This window comes from Pseudonocardia adelaidensis (genome assembly GCF_039543345.1).
Lineage (GTDB): Bacteria > Actinomycetota > Actinomycetes > Mycobacteriales > Pseudonocardiaceae > Pseudonocardia > Pseudonocardia adelaidensis.
In genome coordinates, this window is the sequence record NZ_BAABJO010000047.1 from 19344 (window position 1) to 36133 (window position 16790).

At 69.4% G+C, this 16790-nt stretch carries 12 protein-coding genes and 1 pseudogene; 10 read left to right on the forward strand and 3 right to left on the reverse strand.

Annotation, left to right across the window (positions count from 1 at the left end; translation table 11 throughout):
• The first annotated feature begins 57 nt into the window (after positions 1 to 57).
• The 3 genes from ABEA81_RS38810 to ABEA81_RS42850 all read left to right on the forward strand — a co-directional run bounded on the left by ABEA81_RS38810 (position 58) and on the right by ABEA81_RS42850 (position 3406).
• Positions 58 to 1155 carry a D-alanine--D-alanine ligase family protein gene (locus ABEA81_RS38810; protein WP_345612554.1) on the forward strand — a complete coding sequence of 366 codons (1098 nt, stop codon included), beginning with the start codon at positions 58 to 60 and terminating at the stop codon, positions 1153 to 1155.
• A gap of 395 nt (positions 1156 to 1550) precedes the next feature.
• On the forward strand, positions 1551 to 2669 hold the full coding sequence (locus tag ABEA81_RS38815; protein ID WP_345612555.1) for a sensor histidine kinase: 1119 nt from the start codon (positions 1551 to 1553) through the stop codon (positions 2667 to 2669).
• Positions 2666 to 3406: a transcriptional regulator gene (locus ABEA81_RS42850; RefSeq protein WP_425570838.1), complete on the forward strand. Its 741-nt coding sequence runs from the start codon at positions 2666 to 2668 to the stop codon at positions 3404 to 3406. The genes ABEA81_RS38815 and ABEA81_RS42850 overlap by 4 nt, the downstream gene beginning before the upstream one ends.
• Here the strand turns inward: ABEA81_RS42850 and ABEA81_RS38825 are convergent.
• Positions 3387 to 4109 carry a TetR/AcrR family transcriptional regulator gene (locus ABEA81_RS38825; RefSeq protein WP_345612494.1) on the reverse strand — a complete coding sequence of 241 codons (723 nt, stop codon included), beginning with the start codon at positions 4107 to 4109 and terminating at the stop codon, positions 3387 to 3389. The two genes, ABEA81_RS42850 and ABEA81_RS38825, sit on opposite strands and share 20 nt — an antisense overlap.
• An 80-nt stretch (positions 4110 to 4189) precedes the next feature.
• On the opposite strand from ABEA81_RS38825, the gene ABEA81_RS38830 reads away from it, so the two are divergent.
• The 3 genes and pseudogenes from ABEA81_RS38830 (at position 4190) to ABEA81_RS38840 (ending at position 6357) form a co-directional block, all read left to right on the forward strand.
• Entirely contained in the window at positions 4190 to 5176 is a 987-nt protein-coding gene (locus tag ABEA81_RS38830) for a zinc-dependent alcohol dehydrogenase (RefSeq protein WP_345612496.1), read from the forward strand.
• Positions 5177 to 5196: 20 nt separating this feature from the next.
• Positions 5197 to 5355: pseudogene (locus ABEA81_RS38835) on the forward strand (IS701 family transposase); the annotation flags it as partial.
• A 528-nt stretch (positions 5356 to 5883) separates the two neighbouring features.
• Positions 5884 to 6357 (forward strand): helix-turn-helix transcriptional regulator, encoded by a 474-nt coding sequence (locus ABEA81_RS38840; protein ID WP_345612498.1) that lies wholly within the window; start codon positions 5884 to 5886, stop codon positions 6355 to 6357.
• Positions 6358 to 6733: 376 nt separating this feature from the next.
• Here ABEA81_RS38840 and ABEA81_RS38845 read toward each other — a convergent pair whose 3' ends face one another.
• The gene (locus tag ABEA81_RS38845; protein ID WP_345612500.1) at positions 6734 to 6901 is read right to left on the reverse strand and encodes a hypothetical protein; all 168 of its coding nucleotides are present in this window, start codon (positions 6899 to 6901) and stop codon (positions 6734 to 6736) included.
• Between the two features lie 233 nt (positions 6902 to 7134).
• Between ABEA81_RS38845 and ABEA81_RS38850 the strand changes: the two genes are divergently transcribed.
• From ABEA81_RS38850 to ABEA81_RS38865, 4 genes are all read left to right on the forward strand, one after another.
• Positions 7135 to 7287: a hypothetical protein gene (locus ABEA81_RS38850; RefSeq protein ID WP_345612502.1), complete on the forward strand. Its 153-nt coding sequence runs from the start codon at positions 7135 to 7137 to the stop codon at positions 7285 to 7287.
• 338 nt (positions 7288 to 7625) lie between these two features.
• Entirely contained in the window at positions 7626 to 8429 is an 804-nt protein-coding gene (locus ABEA81_RS38855) for a DUF2243 domain-containing protein (protein ID WP_345612504.1), read from the forward strand.
• Positions 8430 to 9206: 777 nt separating this feature from the next.
• A complete protein-coding gene (locus tag ABEA81_RS38860) occupies positions 9207 to 11036 on the forward strand; it encodes an amino acid permease (RefSeq protein WP_345612506.1) in 1830 nt (609 codons plus the stop codon).
• Positions 11037 to 11305: 269 nt separating this feature from the next.
• Positions 11306 to 12976 carry a tetratricopeptide repeat protein gene (locus ABEA81_RS38865; protein ID WP_345612508.1) on the forward strand — a complete coding sequence of 557 codons (1671 nt, stop codon included), beginning with the start codon at positions 11306 to 11308 and terminating at the stop codon, positions 12974 to 12976.
• A 357-nt stretch (positions 12977 to 13333) separates the two neighbouring features.
• Here the strand turns inward: ABEA81_RS38865 and ABEA81_RS38870 are convergent, their stop codons facing one another.
• The gene (locus tag ABEA81_RS38870; RefSeq protein ID WP_345612510.1) at positions 13334 to 16564 is read right to left on the reverse strand and encodes an HAD-IA family hydrolase; all 3231 of its coding nucleotides are present in this window, start codon (positions 16562 to 16564) and stop codon (positions 13334 to 13336) included.
• Positions 16565 to 16790 lie beyond the last annotated feature (226 nt).

The window sequence follows — 16790 nt, forward strand, 5'->3', positions numbered from 1 at the left end:
GGAGCGGGCCGCCCGGGGCAGCCGGGACATGCTGGATCATCGGCGTCTGCGGCCCACATGCGGGCTTCTCGAACACATTCTGACCCGAAGATCCGTCTCGCTGTGCTGTTCGGCGGACGCAGCGGTGAGCACGAGATATCGTGCGCCTCCGCGGCCGCCGTTCTGGCCAACCTCGACCGCCGACGGTACGAGACCGTTGCGGTTCGGATCGGCCGGGACGGGGTTTGGGCCTGCGTGTCCGCCGTGCCCGATCTGCCGACTGTCGGGGCGGCGTTGCGCTGGCAGCAGAACGGCTTTCCCCCGACCGGTGACCTCACGCCGGTCTCCAGCATTTTCAACGCGATGCGTGAGCTCACGCGGTGCGACGTGGTGTTCCCGGTCTTGCACGGCCCTTACGGGGAGGACGGCACGCTACAGGCGATGCTCGGTGGGCTGGGGATCCCGTTCGTGGGCAACGGTGTCACCTCCAGCGCGCTCAGCATGGACAAGGACTACACCAAGAAGATCGCGGCGAGCGTCGGTGTCGCGGTGACTGACGGGGTGGTGCTCCGCCCGGGCCGGTACGAGGTCACCGCGGCGGACCGGGAACGCCTGGGACTTCCCGTCTTCGTCAAGCCCGCTCGTGAGGGCTCCAGCATCGGGGTGTCCAGGGTTGACGACTGGGCCGAGCTGCCCGACGCCGTGGACCTGGCGTGCAAGAGCGACGGCAAGGTGCTGGTGGAGGCGGCAGTCATCGGCCGCGAGATCGATATCGGGGTGCTCGAGCGGCCCGGCGGCGACCTCGAGGTGAGCCCGCCGCTGGAGATCCTGACCTCCAGCGAGCACAACTTCTTCGACTACCGGGCGAAGTACAGCGATGCCGACACCGTGCTCGACGTCCCAGCCACCCTCGACGCGGCGATCACCGAAGCCCTAGCACAGGATGCGCTGCTACTGTTCCGCGCCCTGGACTGCAGCGGGTTGCTCCGCGTCGACTTCTTCGTCCGCGCGGACGGCCGCACGGTACTCAACGAGGTCAACACCTTCCCCGGTTTCAGCAGCGCTTCCCAGTACCCCCGGATGTGGCAGGCCGCCGGACTGGGATACCGCGACCTGCTCGACGTCCTGGTCGACACGGCACGGGCTCGTCCGATACACCCCTCGCGCAGGGCGTAGAGAGGGCGATCCCGGACGACTGGATCCCGCGGTCACCGGCCGAGAATGACCGGCGACTGACCTGGATCCAGGTGCGCGACTTCGACCGGGACCACGACGACCGGTTGAGCGTCGTGGGGCTGCGCCGGTTCCGGGACGCGGACATCAGACCCGCAGGCGGTCCCCGGTGCGATCGCCCCGAGAACCCCAGGCGGCGCTGAACCGCACCTGTCCGGCAGCACCGATCCGTCATCTCGGGCCGACCGTGCCGCTTCGGCCATTCCCACGTGCCGGGCGGCCGTCCGCACACGTCTTCGTGCTGCGTCGCCGGCCGACTACCCCGACGGTGGTAGCCGCGGATACCCCGGGGAGGCGGCGATACCGTGATCACGGCGGCTTAACGTCTGTCCGTGCGCATGGTCCGCCAAGCGGTTCTCGTCGACGCCGTGCTGGCGGCGGTGCTGACCGCGCTCGCCGTGGACAGCGTGGTCCGTAGCGGCACGGACAGCCGGCTCGCCCACCTCCTCGCGGTCCTCATGGTGGCGCCGGTCGCCGTGCGCCAGCGCGCCCCGGTGCTGGCGACGGGGATCATGGGTGGCGCGATGGCGGCGTACGGTCTGCTCGGCTACAGCAACGGGGAGATCCCGGGCAACGGGATCGGGATGACGATCGGGATGCTCACCGTCGCCACGCTGCGACCCCGCCGGGTGGCCGCTCTCACGTTCGCGCCGACCGTGGTGGCGACCGCGGCCTACCTCGCGGGTGCGGGGTTTGGTATCTGGTCGAGCCTGACCCTGCCCACCGTGTTGTTGCTGGTCGCCTGGGGGCTGGGCGACAGCACCCGGCGGTGGGGGCAGCGCACGCAGCAGCTCGCCGCACGGGCGGCGCAGGCGGTCGCCGACGAGCGGGTGCGGATCGCGAGGGAACTGCACGACATCGTCACCCACCACATGTCGGTCGTCTCGTTGCAGGCGGGGGTGGCGCAGTACGTGCTCGACACGGATCCGCGGACGGCCCGGTCCGCGATAGGCGCCGCGGGCGATGCCGGTCGCCAGGCGTTGGCCGAGATGCGCCGCCTGCTCGACGTGCTGCGGGTCGATCATGACCCGCACAGCGACCCCGAGTCGGACTACCGCGCGCAGCCCGGCCTCGCCGACCTCGACCGGCTGGCGGACCAGACCCGCACGGCCGGGCTCCCGGTCGACGTCGTCGTGACCGGTCGCGCCCGCCCCCTCCCCCCGGGGCCGGACCTGTGCGCATACCGGGTGGCGCAGGAATCGCTCACCAACATCCTGAAGCACGCAGGCCCGGCGACGGCCCGGATCGGGCTCGACTACGGCGAGCGGACCTTCACCCTCACCGTGAGCGACGACGGGACCCCGTCCTCCACCGGGCACCCGTCCCCGGACTCGCACGGGATCCGCGGCATGCGGGAGCGCGCCGAGCTCTACGGCGGTGTCCTCACCGCCGGCCCACGGGACCCGCGCGGGTTCGCCGTGACCCTGCGCCTGCCGATCACCCAGGACGGATCGTGATTCGCATACTCGTCGTCGACGACCAGGCACTGATCCGCGGCGGGCTCGTGGCCCTCTTCACCGCCGCACCCGGGCTCGAGGTGGTCGGTGAGGCCGCCGACGGTGCCGAGGCCGTTGCGCTGGCAGCATCCGGTGCCGAGCCACCGCGGATCATCGTGCTGACCACCTCCGACCTCGACGAGTACCTGTACACCGCGCTCGGCGAGGGCGCGTCCGGGTTCCTGCCCAATGACACCCCGCCCGACCGCATCATCTCCGCCGTGCACACGGTCGCCGCGGGCGACATCCTGATCACACCGCGGATCACCCGGCGGCTGGTCGAGGCCTACGCCCAGCACCACCGGACGACCGCCACGGCGAACGCCCACCTGGCGGAGCTGAGGCCGCGCGAGAGGGAGATCCTGCGCCTGGTCGGGAACGGCCCCACCAACGCCCAGATCGCGCCGGCTGGTGCTCAGCGAGGCCACCGTCAAGACGCACGTGAAGCGGTTGATGGCGCAGCTGCACCTGACCGGCCGTGCGCAGGCCGTCGTCGTGGCCTACGAGACAAGGCTGGTCCTCCCCGCAGCGCGGCTCCCTGGTTCGGGCTAGGAGCGCGCTCCGGCTCGGCAGGCTCGGGCGGCGCCTCCCGCGCTCGCACCGCGATCTGGTCGCGTGCCGACGCGCCCGCCCGCGCGGCCGACGGGACGCTCGTCGCCCGGCCGGGTGCGGCCGCCGCTACCCCCCGCCTGGCGTGATGCGGGCCTCGATGGCGTCCAGGAGGGCGGCCAGGCCGAACTCGAACTCGTCGCTGCTGCCCACGCGGGACAGCTCTTGAGCATGGGCGACCAGGACGGGGTACCGGCCGGGGTCCAGACCCTCGTAGAGCCGCTGGCGCAACTGTTGTTCCTCCGGGTCCGCGGTGGCCACGCCCAGGTTGAACTGCACCGAGCCGACCACGAAGGTGGCGAGTGCCGACGCCGTGGCGTAGGCCTCCCGGACGCTCAGACCGATGCCGATGAACAGCTCGAGCGAGGACTCCAGCCCGATCAGCGAGTTCGGGCTCAGTCGTTCGGTGCCGCGCATGAACGCGACGAGTCCCGGATGGGCCAGGAGGAAGTCGCGGAACGCGTGCGCCAGCCATTCGGCGGTCTGCCGCCAGTCCAGGCCTTCGGGCGGCGCCGGGAGACCCAGGCCCACGGCCCGGTCCATGGCGATGACGATCAGTTCGTCCCGGCCGGTGACATGCCGGTAGAGGGCGGCCTGACTGCACTGGAGTTGCTGGGCGAGGCGGCGCATGGTCAGCGCGTCCGCGCCTTCGTTGTCCAGCAGGGACAACGCGGTGTCGGCGATCAGGTCGAGCGACAGCATCCGCCGGCGCCGCGGGCGGTCGGCGGCGTTCTCGGCCCGGGCCAGCCACCAGGCCGCGGTGCCGGCCCGGGTCGGCATGTCGTCGTCCATGCGGCCACCCCTCTTGCTAAGCGAACCTCGTTCACTAATCTAAGTGAACATGGTTCGCTAAGCGTATTGGAGGGGCAGCCATGCTCGCTGTCAGGAGCACCGAGTCCGGGATCCGCGCCGTCACGGTCGACGGGCCATCCGAGTCGGCCGGGCCCACCGACCCGTCCGGGCCATCCGCGTCTGGCGGGCCGGGCCGTCCGCGCGTGCGGTTGCGGATCGCCGCCGCCGGGATCTGCGGCACCGACGTGTCGTTCGCCGCCATGGGGCTACGCGGCTTCACGTACGGGCACGAGATGGCCGGCACCACCCCGGACGGCCGGGCCTGGGCGATCGAGCCCTCGCTCTACTGCGGCACGTGCGCGGAGTGCGCGAGCGGCAATGTCCAGCGCTGCGACGCCGACGGGCACGGCGTGCTGGGGGTCTTCCAGGACGGCGGGATGACATCGGAGATCGTCGTCCCGGAGTACACCCTCCTCCCCCTCCCCGCGGGCCTCCCCGTGGAGGACGCGTCCCTGGTCGAGCCGGGCTCGGTGGCCTGGCACGGGGTACGCCGCGCCGGGCTGGTCGCCGGGGAACGCGTCGCCGTGGTGGGCGGCGGATCCATCGGGCTGCTGGCCGCCGCATCCGCCCGCCGGATGGGATTCGAGGTCGACGTCGAGGCACGCTACGAGCACCAGAGGAGCGCCGCCGACAAGCTGGGCGCCGGGCGCCCGGACGGGCAGTACGACGTGGTCATCGACACGGCGGGCAGTCCCACCGCCCTGGCCCGTTGCGCCGAGCTGGCCAGGCCGGGCGGCCGGGTCGTGGTGGTCGGCGTGTACTTCGTGACCGCGTCGTACCCAGGCCCGCCGAGCCTGACGAAGGAACTCACGTACCTCAACGCCATTGCGTACGACCACCGCGACGGCCGCCGCGAGTTCGCCGACGTCGCCGCGATGCTGGCCGAGCAGCCGGAGATCGCGGAGGCGGTCATCACGCACCGGTTCCCCCTGGCGGACGCGACCGAGGCGTTCCGAGTGGCCGCCGACCGCTCCGCCGGCGCGATCAAGGTCGTCCTCCACCCATGACACCTCGCTCGACATCCACCCTCGAGGAGTGCTTCCAGACCGCGAAGAACGAGGCCGGGCTCAACCAGTACCGGGTGCGTGACCACCGAGCCTGGTATGCGCACATCACCCTGGCCATGCCCGCCGACGACCACCTCGCCGCCACGCGCGCACACGGCCACCACCCAGCGGGATCATGAACTGCCGTTGCAGTACTAGCGGGACTTGTACCCCATTCGGGGTACCCCACGTTGCCATCTGAGTGGGACGACCCGCGCTGTTCACCCCTTTAGCGTCTCGCCCACAGGTCGCGCGAGGGAAGGAACAGCAATGACTCGGAGACCTGCAGTGTCGTTTGGTCTGTCGAATTCGCTCTCAGCAACTCGAACCTGAAACATTCGGAAAGGCAGATCAGTGATCAAAGGTTTGGGTACCAACCCGGGGTCGGTCGCGCTGCACTCCAGGGCGGGGACCGCGTGCTCGTTGGGGTCGACCGTGCAGCAATCCGCGCCGGACGGGTCGAAGGCCGGTCGCGGTCGCTTCTGATTCTTCCTGAGAACAGCGTGCCTTCCACTGATATCACGGTGACCGTGCGGTCGGCGGATCCGTTGACCCAGGCCGGTGCCATCAGCCACCTCCGGCAGACACCCGGTCTGGAGCTCGTGGAGTCCCCGCACCGACCAGGCCGGGGTCGGGTCGCGGTAGTGCTGACCCACCGTTTGGACGACATGACGATCGTCGAGCTGCGCAGGCTCACCCGGGAGCCGGGCCAACGGGTGGTTCTGGTGGCCGACCGCCTCCGTGAGCCCGAACTCATGGCAGTGCTCGAATGCGGGGTACGGACGATCATGTGGCGATCGGATGCGACGCCGAGCCGGCTGGCCCAGGCGGTCCGGGCTGCGGCCCAAGGGGAGAGCCATCTGCCACAGGACCTGCTGGGCCAGCTGATGACCCACGTCGGGCGGAGCCGACGAGCCGCGGCGAACGCGTTGTCGCCGGCAGTACCCGCGGCGGGCCTGGCTCCGCGTGAGATCGAAGTGCTCAAGCTACTCGCCGACGGCATGGACACGCGGGAGATCGCGGCGAAACTGTCCTACTCGGAACGAACGATCAAGAACACGATTTCTGGGTTGATGAACCGGCTGCAGTTGCGACACCGGGCGCACGCGGTGGCCTACGCAGTACGTGAGGGTTACATCTGATGCGCCCGATGAAGCGCAGTGAGCCTTTGCCAACCTGCTCGAGCGGGTTGCAGGTGGTCGGCGTGCCGGCAGCACGGATGGGTGATGCTCGGAGGCTGCGGAGCTAGCCAAACTCATCAGTCGCTCGAACGACTGAGCCCTCCAGCACGCAGGCGTGCCGCGTTTCTGCGTCCGATTCCCCCTTTGAACACCGAGATCTCGCACTGTTTGGACGATCGGCCGGCTCCGCCGGACGTGGCCAGAGGGGGGCGTCTCGCGTGCATCGCAGCGCTCGGAGCATCCATGGGCATGTTTGTGCCGAGTTTGTTGTATGTACGGTCCGGGAGGTGACTCTGTGTCGGCTCACGCGCGGCGCCCTGCCTGGCGTGGAGGTCGATCACGAGCCGCTGCGCAGCGAGACCGGCTCCACCTGAATCGACGGGAACCGCTCGCGGTCACTCTCGTCTGACCGGGCCATGACGACGACTCGCCCGCCGAACACCGCACGCTGGATGCACGCCCTGGGGCGGTGTGGGCCGCCGACCCGGTCGTCGATGGCGAGCACGTACCGCGCAGACCGTGATCCTCGCCGGCGTCGCCGCAACCCTCGGCCCAGCAGCGCGGTCGCGCAGCACACGGACGGGCCGGGCCTTGCCGCGATAGCCCTTCGTTTGCGTTGCTGCGGCGATCGGGGCCCTGTGGTCATGCCGGCCGGCTTCCTCGAGCCCAGCGGACCCGCCGCGCGGGTGTCCTCATCGCGGAGCCGGGAGTGGTGAGCCGCGAGAGACGAGCTCGAGGTTGACCGAGCTGCCGACCAGTGCGACGTCGCCCGTGAGGTCGGTGCGGCGCACCGACCTCGGCGCCGGCCCGCGCCAGCCCGGTGACGAGGCCGGGATCCGGGTGCTGGTACCGGTTGCCCGCCCCGACGCTCACGAGCACCGCGCGCGGTGACACGGCGTTGAGGAACGCGACCGAGGTGTACCGGCTGCCGTGGTGCGGTAGATTCTCCCAAGCTGTACGAGCGAGAGGGCAGACCCGCGCTGGCGACTTCGCCGCCAACCTCGCCGCCGCATAGTCAACCCCGGGAAGGATCGTCGTCGCGCTCTGGCCACCGGTGTACCTCGCGACAGGCCCCAGGCACGAACTGGACGCTGCACGACCTGCGGCACACCGCCGCGCAGCGGATGGTGGCCGGCCCTGGGCGTGGGGCGACGGGTTGCGGCTTTGAATCATCCCGTTGGGCCATCCGGCCCTCGACGAGCCGGCTGCCCAACGGGTACCGCTGCGAGGTGGACGCACCAGGGCGCCGGACGACCAGCAAGCAGGAGCGGACCGCGCCGGCATCCGCAGCCCGGCCACGACGCGCCCGGTCGATGCTCGTCGCCTTCGGGATCGGCGTCGGGATCATGGCCGCGGTCGACGAGATCGTGTTCCACCAGATCCTGGCCTGGCACCACTTCTACGACCACTCCACCCCGCAGGTCGGCCTGCTCTCGGACGGCCTGCTGCATGCCGCCGAGATCGTCGTCATCGTCGCCGCGTTCTTCACCGTCGCCGATCTCCGCCGCCGCCACATCCTCGCCCCGATCTCCGCATGGGCCGGGTTCTTCCTCGGCCTCGGCTCGTTTCAGCTCTTCGACGGCGTGGTCGACCACAAGTTGTTGCGGGTCCACCAGGTCCGCTACGGCGTCGAGGACCTGCTCGCCTACGACATCGCCTGGAACCTCGCCGGCGCGGTCCTGCTGCTGATCGGTGCCGGGCTCGCGCGGCGGGGGCGTGCGGAAGGCGCCCCCGCGCCGGCCACCCCGGAGCTCTTCGCGCTGTTCGCGATCTCGGACAATTCCAACTCCGACCGCAACACTCAGACGTACAACGAGTTGTTCACCAGCGAGCATCTCGGCGAGTGGGCGATCTGCTGGAATGGACTGGTCGACGTTCACGAGGACGGTGGGCTCGAAGAAGTAGGCCCGGGTGGCCCGTCCTCTTCAGGCCCAGCTACACCCGGTGAGCGGTTGGAGAACAACAAGTTGCAGGCCCCGATCGCTTGGCGCTGCCCGCCCCCAACAGGTACGGCAACGCAAGAGGGACCATAAAGGGCTCCTGGCTGTCGGCCGGATGGCCAGCGACACGGCCGTAATAGATGCTGTACTGTCAATCATATGGACACCTGCATTGCGCAGGCGTGCTGCGTTTCCGCGTCCGATCCCCTTCAAACACCGAGATCTCGCACTGTGTGGACGATCGGCCTCCTCCGCCGGACCTGGCCAGAGGGGCGTCTCGCGTGCATCGCAGCGCTCGGAGCGTCCATGGGCATGTTTGTGCTGAGTGAGACCCTCGTTTGCGTTGCCGCGGGGATCGGGACCAGGCTGTACGCGCAGGGTCGCCTACAGCCTGGCGGGGCTGCGCGATGACCGGATGCAGGACTGCCACTGCCGCGTGCTCGGCGGCCGACCTGACACCCACCGAGCTCGGCTGCCGCTCGTGCACCTGAGCCGCGGCCCGTCCGTCGAGAACGGCGTTGCCGTGATCGGAAAGGCCATTTGGGCACCACCACAACATCGTTCTCAACGGTGTCGGCGTTCACGGCATGTATCCCCCTGCGAGTGCTGAGCGGCGTAGGCGATCAGGTTGAGCTGTCGGTTCTCGTAGGTGGCCGGGGCCCGCAGTACCCGACCCGCCTCATCGACGAAGTCTTGAAGTTGTGGTCGCATGACCATCGCTTCTGGCGACCAAGATCGGCGCCCGCGGGCGTTACGTCTGTGGCTGGACGCGGCCAGTGATGTGCTGGATGATGCCCGGCACCGGTGAGGGTTGACCTGCCGATTCGTTGTTGTCGGGCGCAAGCCTGACCTGTCCTCCAAGAGGCGAAGATGGGCGTAGCACCGACGGAGCTCAAGAAGGGCTTGAAGCAACGCCATCTGACCATGATCGCGATGGGCGGCGTCATCGGGGCCGGCCTGTTCGTCGGATCGGGTGTGGTGATCGGCGAAGCCGGCCCCGGCGCATTCCTGAGCTACGCGATCACCGGCATCATGATCGTCCTGGTGATGCGGATGCTCGGCGAGATGGCGACCGCCAACCCGTGCACCGGCTCGTTCGCCGACTACGCCCGCGCCGCCCTGGGCGACTGGGCCGGATTCTCCGTCGCCTGGCTCTACTGGTACTTCTGGGTGATCGTGGTCGGCTTCGAGGCGGTCGCCGGTGCGAAGGTGATCCAGTTCTGGATCCCGGGCGCACCCCTGTGGCTGCTGTCGTTGATCTTGATGACGCTGATGACCGCGACCAATCTGTTCTCGGTGTCCTCGTTCGGCGAGTTCGAGTTCTGGTTCGCGGGGATCAAGGTCGCCGCGATCGTGGTCTTCCTCTTCCTCGGCACCTTGTTCGTGCTGGGGCTGTGGCCCAACAAGGGGATGGACTTCAGCAACCTCACCGCGCACGGTGGCTTCTTCCCACACGGCGTCGGGGCGATCTTCGCCGCCATCGTCGTGGTGATCTTCTCCATGGTCGGCGCCGAGATCGCGACCATCGCGGCAGCGGAGTCGCCGGATCCCGGCCGGGCGATCGCGCGGGCCACGAACTCGGTCATCATCCGGATCGCGATCTTCTTCGTCGGGTCGATCTTCCTACTTGCGGTGATCCTGCCCTGGGACTCGTCCGCGCTGGCCGGCTCACCGTACGTGGCGGCCTTCCGGCAGATGGGCATCCCCTTCGCCGACCAGATCATGAACGCCGTGGTGCTGACCGCGGTGCTGTCCTGCCTGAACTCGGGTCTCTACACCGCCTCGCGGATGCTGTTCGTCCTGGCCGCTCGCCAGGAGGCACCGGTCGGGTTGATGACGGTGAGCGAGCGCGGTGTGCCCCGGCCGGCCATCCTCACCTCGAGCGTGATCGGCTTCCTGTGCGTGATCGCGGCCGCGGTCTCGCCGGACACCGTGTTCTTGTTCCTGCTCAACTCCTCCGGTGCGGTCATCTTGTTCGTGTACCTGCTGATCTCGATCTCCCAGATCGTGCTGCGCAGGCGCACATTGCCGGAGCAGCTGATCGTCAAGATGTGGCTGTTCCCCGCCCTGTCGATCATCGTCGTGGTGGCCATCCTCGCCGTGTTGGTCCAGATGGCCCTCAACACTGATGCCCGCACGCAGCTGATCTTGAGCCTGCTGTCGTGGGCGGTGTTGATCGTCTTGTTCGTCGCCACCAGAAGGCTGCGCAACAGGGCGACGGCCGAGCCGGTCGCGGCAGCGGGACCGACCGCGCAGGCGCAGCGCGTCCTCGTGCTCGCCAACGAGACCGTCGAGGGTACGGAGCTGCTGGACGAGCTGCGGGCCATCGACCGCGCCGGCAAGGCGGAGTACTTCGTCTGCGTCCCCGCCAACCCGATCGACACGGGCCAGGCGATGCACCAAGGCGCGGTCTACATGTGGGACGCCACCGTGCAGGCGGCCCAGGACCGTCTCGATCGAACCCTGGCGATTCTGCGCTCCGAACAGCTCGCCGCGTCCGGCGAGCTGGGCGACTACCGACCGCTCCGCGCGCTGGCCCACGCGGTGGAATCCTTCCGACCGGACCGGCTGGTCATCTGCACCCACCCTGTGGACCGGTCGGCCTGGCTCCGTTACGACGTGGTCGACCGGGCGCGCGAGACGTACCCGACGCTGCCGGTCACCCACGTCGTCGTGGAGTCCGCCCCGCTCGCCGTTTAGCTGTGCGCGGGACTACTGGTCCAGCCGGACGGTGCGTCGTACATTGACTGCCGCCGTCGCACGCGGTCCCAACGCCAGAAAGCTGACCAAACCCGATCGGAATTCGGTGGCTGCTCCGTGAACCCGCCGCGTCGGGCACAGTCGACGGATCGGGGTCCGGCCCCGTGAACCATTCCCCGGGGCGCCCGCCCCTGGTGGCCACCGCCTTCCTGGACCTGGGCGCCAGACCTGTAGGACCGTGGGGAGAGTCCAGGACGGGAGCGGCAGCGATGGAGCCCTACTTCGATCTCGGCAGCTACACGCGCGGGACGTCGACGGCCTCGACGAGCGCCCAGACGTGGTTCGACCGCGGACTTGTGTGGTCCTATGCGTTTCACCACGAGGAGGCGATCCGGTGTTTCGAGCGCGCGGTCGAGTACGACCCGGGCTTCGCGCTGGCCCACTGGGGGATCGCCTACGCGAGCGGGCCGAACTACAACAAGCAGTGGGAGGCGTTCGACCCTGCCGACCTCGCGGCGTCGCTCGAGAAGGCGTGCGACGAGGTCGCAGCGGCGCGCGCGTGCGCGAACCGCGCCGCGCCGGTTGAGCGGGCGTTCGTCGAGGCGCTCGAGAGCCGCTACCAGGCCAACGAGCCGTCGGCCGACCTCGTCGCGTGGAACGCGGCATATGCCGGGGCGATGCGTGAGGTGTATCGCGCGCATCCCGACGATCTGGACGTCGCGGCGCTCTTTGCCGACGCGTTGCTGAACCTGACGCCATGGGCGCTGTGGGATCGCTACACGGGCCTGCCGTCCGAGGGTGCAGCGACGCTCGAGGCCAAGGAGGTGCTCGAGCGCGCGCTGGACCGGCCCGACGGCCGCAAGCACCCCGGACTCACGCACCTCTACGTGCACCTGATGGAGATGTCGCCGTTCCCCGAGCACGCGCTGCCGGTCGCCGACCAGCTGCGCTCGCTCGTCCCCGACGCCGGCCACCTGGTGCACATGCCGACGCACATCGACGTACTATGCGGCGACTACAAGAGCACGCTCGAGTCGAACCTGCGCGCAATCGAGGTCAACGAGAAGTACGTCGCGCGCGAGGGCCGGGTCGGGTTCTACGCGCTCTACCACGCGCATGACCGCCACTTCGCGATCTACGCGGCGATGTTCCTCGGCCAGTCGCAGGTGGCGCTGGGCGTCGCCGCCGACCTCGAGACTTCGCTGCCCGAGGAGCTGCTGCGGATCGAGCAGCCGCCGATGGCCGACTACCTCGAGGCGTTCGTCCCCATGCGCCTGCACGTGCTCATCCGCTTCGGGATGTGGAAGGAGATCCTCGCGCTACGGCTGCCCTCCGACCCCGGGCTCTACTGCACCACGACGGCGATGATGCATTACGCGCAGGGCGTCGCATGCGCCGCGACCGGGCGCATGGACGGAGCCCAGGCGGCGCGCGACGCGTTCCTCGCCGCCGTCCAGCGCGTACCCGACTCGCGCTACCTGTTCAACAACACGTGCCAGGACATCCTCGCCGTCGCCGGGGCGATGCTCGACGGCGAGCTCGAGTACCGGCGCGGCCGGTTCGACGCGGCGTTCGAGCACCTGCGCCGGGCGATCGCGCTCGACGACGCGCTGCCCTACGACGAGCCGTGGGGCTGGATGCAGCCCACGCGCCACGCCTACGGCGCGTTGCTGCTCGAGCAGGGTCGCGTCGAAGAGGCCGAGACCGTCTACGCCGAGGACCTGGGGTACGACCCGTCGATCCCACGCTCGTCCTGGCACCCCGGCAACGTGTGGAGCCTGCACGGCTACCACGAGTGCCTCGTTCGGCTGGGAAAGGCCGAGCCGGCGCGCATCGTCAAGCAGCAGCTCGACGTCGCCCTCGCCCGCGCCGACGTCCCGATCAAGTCGTCATGCTTCTGCCGCATGACGCACCACGCAGGCGTCGCCTGTAGTTCCTGATCAAGGCGGACGTCCCTGGCTGACACCCCCGCCCGCGCTCGCTCACGGCTACAGCACCGGCGCACCGCGAACATCGTCGACGCCCGTACCGGGCACACACTCCCAGCGGGGTCGCATCGGTCACCCTGATCGGCGAGTCCCTCACCGCGGTCGACATCTCCGCCACCGCGGCCTTCGCTCGCGGCGCCGACGCCGAGCGCTGGCTGGTCGAGCGCGGACCGGATACTCGCGATCACTTCCCGCCGGCGAGCGTTGCCCCGGCTGAGAGTGCCGGCGAATCCAGGCACAGGGCGACCTCCCTCACCCGGCCGACCAGCGCCCTCGCCGCCTGCTCGGCCGTCAGCGCGCCCCCGCTCATCAGGCGCGCTCCAACTGGAGTTCGCGCTGCTGACCGGGCGCGAGCTCGACCGCGTGACCGTGCACGAGGAGGTTGACGGGGCCCGTCCCGCCCGGCCGCACGCTGAGCCGGATCCGGTCCTCGGCCAGATCGACGTCGACGCGATGGCCCCGGTAATGGACGCTGAACCGCAGCTGCTTCACCTCCGGCGGCAGCGCCGGCTCGAAGCGGAGCACGGGCCCGAGGGCACGCATGCCGGTGAGGCACCGCAGCACGATGTCGACCGTCCCGGCCATCGCCCCCAGGTGGATGCCTTCGGCCGTGGTGCCGCCCTGGACGTCGGCGACGTCGCTCTCCAGCGCATGCTGCAGGAACCTCCATGCCTGCTCGGGCTGGTAACGGGCCATCACCCACGCGCTCACCACTCCGCTGAGGGTGGAGCCGTGTGAGGTCCGGTCGAGGTGGTACCGCACGCTCCGGGCGAGCTGTTCCGGGCTCACGTCGTAGCCGAGGCTGCGAAGCAGCCCGCGCAGCTCGTCACGGGAGAGCAGGAACAGCAGCATCAGCACGTCGGCCTGCTTGGCGAGCTTGTAGCGGTTGGTGCTGTCGCCCTCGGCCTCCAGCAGCCGGTCCAGCCGCTGGATGTTGCCGTAGCGCTCCCGGTAGCCCTCCCAGTCGAACTCGGGTAGTGCCTCATAGCCCTCGAACTGGGTGAGGACGCCGTCGGCGTGGAAGACGACCTTCATCTTCATGGTGATGTCCCGCCAGCGCTCGGGCTCCTCGTCCCGGATTCCGAGCTCCTGGACGAGCTCCTCGCGGTAGTGCGGCGGCAGGACGTCGAGCGTCTCCAGCGCCCGCTGCAGCACCCACACCGCCATGACGTTGGTGTAGGTGTTGTTCCGCAGCCCGGGCTCGTCGGAGTCCGGGGACGCCTCGTGGTACTCGTCCGGGCCCACCACGCCGTGGATCTCGTAGCGGTCCTCGTCGGTGTTGTAGGTGGCCATGCTCGCCCAGAACCGGGCGATCTCGATCAGCAGCTCGGCGCCGGTGAAACGCAGGAACCCGATGCTCCCGGTCACCATGTAGTGCTGCCACACGTTGTAGGCGATCGCGATGTTGACGTGCCGCTGGTTGTGCGAGTGGTCGGGCAGCCAGCGGCCCGACTTCGGGTTGAGGTGGACCTTCTGGGTCTCCTCGCGGCCGGTTGCCCCGCTCTGCCACGGGAACATCGCGCCCTCGTACCCCTCGGCGCGGGCTGCTGCGCGGGCCGCGCCGAGCCGCTCGTAGCGGTACCGGAGCAGAGCTTCGGCCAGGCTCGGGCGTTCGAAGTTGAAGAACGGAAAGATGAACAACTCGTCCCAGAAGACGTGACCGCGGTAGGCCTCCCCGGTCCAGCCCCGCGCCGGAACGCCGACGTCCAGGTGCTGCGTGTGCGGCGAGATGGTCTGCAGCAGGTGGAAGATGTGCAGGTGCAGGACCGTCTCGGTCCACTCGTTGGCGCTGTCGAGCTCGATGTCGAAACGGTTCCACAGGCTGTTCCACGCGCCCACGTGCCGCGCCAGCAGCTCGGTGAAGTCGTCCACTGTCGTAACGGCGAGCCGGGCGTCGTCGCGGCTCTCGGAGATCGCGCGGTCCCGCGACGTGTACACCGCCGCGATCTTCTCGACAGTCGCCGAGCGCCCGTCCTCGAGCATGACGCCCAGCGTGTGGGCGACGTACCCGGGCTCCTCGACCAGCCGCCGGTCGACGTCCTGGCGCTGCCCGTCGCGCACCACCCGCGTGCGCGCCGCGACGGCGACCCGCACGTGCGACTGCAGGGTCTCGACCTGCAGATCGATGGTCTCCGGATCGACCTCGCCCTGGCCCAGCACCTGCAGATGGCGGCTGTTGAGGTCGCGGTAGCGATTGACGCCCGTGTTCTCGACCCGCCCGTCCAGCCCGGACACGACCTCGATGCGGCCCGACCAGTTCTCCGCCGTGAACGTGGTCTCCAGGCCGGCGAAGTGCTCGTCCTTCATGTTGACGAACCGGCGCTGGACCATGCTGGTGCGCCGCCCGTCGGCCTCCTGCCAGGTCATGTGCCGGGCCAGTACCCCGCGGCGGATGTCCAGCTCGAAACGGTGCGCGATCACGTCCGCGTGCCGAGCGTCGAACCACTCCCCACCCTCGATCCGGAAGCGCAGCGGCAGCCAGTTGGGGACGTTGACCAGGTCCTCGTTCTCGACCATGCGCCCGGCGACCTCGGTCTCGGCGCGGTCGTAGAGCCCCGCGATGTACGTGCCGGGGTGGTGCACGTCGTCGGCATCCGCCTCGGGCAGAGCGCCGCGGGTGACCAGGTACCCGTTGCCGAGCGAGAGGAGCGCTTCCCGAAGCCCCTGCCGGGCGGGATCGAAGCTCTCGTACACGAGCGTCCAGACGCTCGGCGGCTGCTGAGTGCGCCGCTTCCTCATCTCGGCGGCCGCCCGGCGCTCCTCGAGGAACCCCGTGCGCAGGGCGCGCCGGGAGACGTCGTCCAAGGTGGTCACGACGAGATCCGCGCCCGCGTCCAGCAGCATCTGCCGGTCGTCCAAGCGGGCCACGCCGAGCGCGGCCATGCCGGCCGCCTTGGCGGCCTGGATGCCGCTGGTCGCATCCTCGGTGACGAAGCAGTCGGCCGGGGCGACACCGAGCTCTTCCGCCGCGGTGAGGAAGATCGTCGGATCCGGCTTGCCCTTGGGGAAGTCACGGCCGGAGATGTCGGCGTCGAAGATCTCGGCAAGGGTCATGCCCGGGGTGATGAACTCGTAGTCGATCCGTTGCTCCGCGGCGAACAGGTCCAGGCGGATCCGGTCGAGGAACAACTTGGCATTCTTCGACGACGACGCCGCCGCCACGGGGACGCCTGACGCCTTCACGTCCAGGACGAAACGCAGCGCGTCCGGGAACGCCATGAAGCGGCCCTGCTCGATCAGCTTGAGCACGTGCTCCTGCTTCGCGGCCGCGTACTGCTCGATCCGGGCGTCGATGTCCGGGACACCGAAGTGCTCCATCGCCGCCCGGGCACCGGACATCCGGGGCATTCCGGCCATCACTTGCTGGTATACGGCCGGCGTGAAGCGTTCGGCGGACCAACTCGTCTGGTCACGGATGTCGCGCCACTCGCCTTCCATCAAAGATCTGAAGGCCTCGCGCCAAGCCAGTTCGTGCGGGGAATCGACGAGCACCCCGTCCACGTCGAAGATGGCTCCGCCGAAGCCTGCTGTCCTGGTCATCGATATCTCCCTCGCCTCGGTGCGGGAGGGCAATTCCCCCGTATAGGGCTTGAGCACCGACGAAAGGTTCTGCTCCTGCGCCGCTTGCAGTTGCACTGCGGTCATTGCGGCCTTCTCCGACACCGGCAACCGACTGTCGATTCATTCGGATCACCTCTCGGTGACGCGGAGCAGGCATATGTGATCTGGTCGACCGTCGACGGTAGTCCGCACCGCCGCCAAATTC